Origin of the sequence: Peribacillus sp. NPDC060253, assembly GCF_042727425.1 — a bacterium.
In the GTDB taxonomy this organism is placed as follows: domain Bacteria; phylum Bacillota; class Bacilli; order Bacillales; family DSM-1321; genus Peribacillus.
This window is the reverse complement of record NZ_JBHXAS010000226.1, coordinates 1-3,475: the sequence shown is the minus strand read 5'-3', so window position 1 is coordinate 3,475 and position 3,475 is coordinate 1. Positions and strand designations below refer to the sequence as shown.

Below are 3,475 nucleotides of genomic sequence, written 5' to 3'. Positions count from 1 at the left end.
TATTTATAATTTTAGAGTAAGATTATGATAACTATACAAAAAAAGGGGAATTATGAATGAAACTAAAAAAAATATGGGAGAACGTTAACTTGGTACGATCTCTCCCTTCTACATTTGCGTATAAACTTTCAAGAAATAAAAGCATCATCAACAAAGATATCGAGGTTTGGGTTCAAATTAATAATTTAGAAGGATTTAATTATTCAAAGATTCGATATTTAAATTGGCTATTAGTTAACAAAGAGGAGTTCAGAAACCTGTTTTACACGAGGTTGAATAATAATTTAATTGCAATATTATTGGGGATTTTTTTTCGAAAGTTAAACTCATTATATATTTCAACTAGAGATATCGGCCCGGGGTTATTTATTTCTCATGGATTTAGTACTATTATTTTAGCGAATAGGATTGGTGAAAATTGTTGGATTAATCAGCAAGTAACAATAGGTACGAAAAACGGTGTTCCCACGCCCCCTACTATCGGTGATAATGTAAGGATTGGCGCCGGTGCCATTGTAGTCGGCGATATAAAAATAGGAAATAACTCGTTCATCGGTGCCGGTGCGGTGGTTGCCAAAGATGTTCCAGAAAACAGCGTAATTATAGGTAATCCTGCGATTCTCCTAAAAAAAGACGGAGTTAAAGTTAACCAACGACTATAAAGGTAACAAAAACAAAGTAGTACTTATTGAACAATACCCTGGATAACGAACACAGATAAAAAGTGTCCCCTATCCGGGTTTTTTTGTGTTTCAATAGATGTAATGAGTATGGACGGAGGATTTCTATGAGTAAAAATATACCGAGCTTCAGATTAAAGCACTTGAAAAGAATCCAAAAATCAAAAGCGCTTCCGAGCGATCTATTTCCTATAGTCCAGAATTTAAGATAAAAACAGTTAAGGAATACAAAAAGGGGAAATCTCCCTCTCATAACTTCATTGACTAGGTATTTAATCTTAAAATAATTGGCAAGAAACTACCCAAAGGCTGTCTACAGCACTGTCGTTATACCTTTAATAGGTTTGGTGAGAAAGGCTTCCTTTTAGGGAACGACGTTTACTACTGTTTAACGATGAAATTTCATTTCTTCCTGATAACTTTTAGTCATCCTATGTTATGGAAATATCATTTAAAATCCCGCAATCATCAATCATCTCACTCCCATTCTATAAGTGAGATGATTATCTAATATTTAAACCGCTAATAATGTTATTTTAGTTCCGATGTTTTTAGTCTCGTCAAAAATTCTAATGTTAATACCTCAATATTATTTAGGCTGCAAGAAATGCGTGCATAGTCATTTTTTGGAAACTAATGTCATGGCATTATTATTTATTTTTATTCTATTTCATGTGTGATTTTATGAAAGTTATTATCCCTAGTATAATACTCTAATCAAACGTTGTTTCAATCAGAAAATATGTTTTTTAAATATGAATTAATAACTAAAAAAGAGATAGAGAACAATGCTAATTTATTTTTATTTCATAAAAAAACCTAATCCATAAGAGCTTATCATTAAATAAGCGCGTACTCTAAATTTTTAATAGTTTCTCTTCCAATGGAATCATAAATAATGTTAGCCTTCCTAGCATGTAAAGGGTCATAGCAGTTTCTTCCATCAAGTACAATTGGACATCTCATAAGTTTACTATATTTGGAAATATCAAAATTTTTGACTTCATCCCATTCAGTAAAGATAAAACATACATCTGCATCTATAAGACTTTCTTCAATAGTGTTGGTATAAGTAATTTCGTTTGGATAAACTTTTTTAAAATTATTAACCCCTGCAGGATCCCATGCTTTAATTTTGGCTCCATCTTCGAGCATTATTGGAATATTAACTAGAGAAGGGGCTTCCCTTAAATCATCAGTTCCCGGTTTAAAAGTTAATCCCAAAACTGCAACTGACAGCCCATTTAAGTTATCGTAGTATTTTCGAGATTTCTTAATTAACTTTATCTTTTGGTTCTCGTTAACATCAATAGCAGCTTTGATGGTCTTCAGCTCTATATCATGAAAATTAGCTAACCAGTGAAGCGCTTTGGTATCCTTTGGAAAACAAGACCCACCATAGCCAACCCCTGGGTTTAAGAACTTATTCCCAATTCTACTGTCTAACCCCATTCCGAGACTAACATCCTCGATGTCAGCACCAATAACTTCACAAAGGTTAGAAATCTCATTAATAAAAGAGATTTTAAGAGCCAAAAAATCATTTGAAGCATACTTAATCATCTCAGCACTTCGCCTATTTGTCACTACAATAGGCGCATCAAACTCTTCATAGACCTCTTTTAATATATTTTTCGGGTACTCTTCTTCAGCACCAATAATAATTCTTGAAGGGTGTAGTGTATCCTTAACAGCCGTACCCTGAGACAAAAATTCTGGGTTTGAAGCAACATATACATTAACATCTTTTGAAAGATTCTCTTCTATTATCTCATATACCTTATCATTTGTACCAATAGGTACTGTTGACTTTATAACAACAACACTATCTTTTTCAACACTTTTTGCAATTTCTTTTGCAGCAGAATAGACATAACTTAGATTAGCAGAGCCATCAAGCCTTTCGGGTGTTCCTACACCTATAAATATTACATCTGCGTCTTTATACGCTTCTTTATAATCTGTAGTAAAGTCTAACCTTTCCATATTTCTTACCATTAATTCTTCAAGGCCTGGTTCATAAATAGGAGATATTCCTGATTTCATTAATCTTACTTTATCTTCATCTATATCTACACAATTCACAAAATGACCCTTTTCAGCAAGGCAAACACCTGTGACTAATCCAACATATCCAGTACCTGCTACTGCAATTTTCACTATTTAACTCCCTCTTTCACAATTATTTACCTAGTCTTTGTTAGATTCTATATTAAGTATTTCACACCTTCCTATCACCTTTGGATTATTAGCGATTCTCCTACACATACCTTCCACCAAAAACTTAGTGGCTTCCCAGAAAAGCTCTTTTGCTTCTTTTTTAGGCTAAGCATAACATTTAGCGATATCCCCCGGGCGATGAGAAGTCATTTTATAACGTACCATTCAATATTAATAACTCCGCCTCCTCAATTTTGGTAGTGTATGGAGATAATTTCTTGTCGTATCGTTAGGATTTTCTACAATAAGGCAAGAATATAAGTAGATTTCGAATTAAATACCACGATATTAAATAATTCATATAAATTAGTAGAGCTTAACATTGGAAATTTATTATAATTGAACATAAATACAGTGGCAGCTAAATAGAATGTCATATTTTGCATAAGAGTAACTTCTAATTTAAACCTGTTACACATGTGATAAGAATCAAATCAAATTTTCCAACTTCCTAATCTTTACTATTTTTTGAAGATTAAGGCTTGCAACATTAAATATGTGGATTCCCTCGTTTTTTTAAAAAATAAAGGAGCTATTATTGTGGATATAAATTGTGCTATTAAAGTATTTTTATC

The 3,475-nt window shown here is 32.5% G+C and carries 2 protein-coding genes; one reads left to right on the top strand and one right to left on the bottom strand.

Annotated features, from left to right (window positions below; genetic code table 11):
* The first annotated feature begins 56 nt into the window (after positions 1–56).
* Positions 57–662 carry a serine O-acetyltransferase gene (locus ACFWE9_RS26335; protein WP_377359591.1) on the top strand — a complete coding sequence of 202 codons (606 nt, stop codon included), beginning with the start codon at positions 57–59 and terminating at the stop codon, positions 660–662.
* 858 nt (positions 663–1,520) lie between these two features.
* Here ACFWE9_RS26335 and ACFWE9_RS26330 read toward each other — a convergent pair.
* A complete protein-coding gene (locus ACFWE9_RS26330) occupies positions 1,521–2,843 on the bottom strand; it encodes a UDP-glucose dehydrogenase family protein (RefSeq protein WP_483878219.1) in 1,323 nt (440 codons plus the stop codon).
* Positions 2,844–3,475: the final 632 nt, after the last annotated feature.

Bases quoted from the DNA above. Each gene is read 5' to 3' on its own strand.
- ACFWE9_RS26335 (WP_377359591.1), top strand. From the start codon at position 57: ATGAAACTAAAAAAAATATGGGAGAACGTTAACTTGGTACGATCTCTC.